Genomic DNA, 379 nt, shown 5'->3' with positions numbered 1-379 from the left:
GTATTTGGTACGCGCCCGGAAGCCATCAAGATGGCGCCGTTGGTGCATGCGTTGGCAAAAGATCCTTTTTTTGAGGCTAAAGTTTGCGTCACTGCGCAGCATCGGGAGATGCTCGATCAGGTGCTGAAACTCTTTTCCATTGTACCTGACTACGATCTCAACATAATGCAGCCAGGACAGGGCCTGACAGAGATAACCTGTCGGATTCTGGAAGGGCTAAAACCTATTCTTGCCGAGTTCAAACCAGACGTCGCGCTGGTTCACGGCGATACGACGACGACGCTGGCAACCAGCCTGGCGGCGTTTTATCAGCGTATTCCTGTTGGTCACGTTGAGGCTGGTCTGCGCACGGGCGATCTCTATTCGCCGTGGCCGGAAG

The 379-nt window shown here is 54.4% G+C and carries 1 protein-coding gene; it reads left to right on the top strand.

The window, feature by feature from the left end:
- Positions 1–379 (top strand): non-hydrolyzing UDP-N-acetylglucosamine 2-epimerase (gene wecB, locus A7976_RS13245; protein WP_067112899.1); only part of this gene is annotated, 379 nt, incomplete at both ends.

The organism is Methylobacillus sp. MM3 (assembly GCF_001645185.1).
Classification (GTDB): domain Bacteria; phylum Pseudomonadota; class Gammaproteobacteria; order Burkholderiales; family Methylophilaceae; genus MM2.
This window is presented reverse-complemented; position numbering and strand designations above follow the sequence as displayed.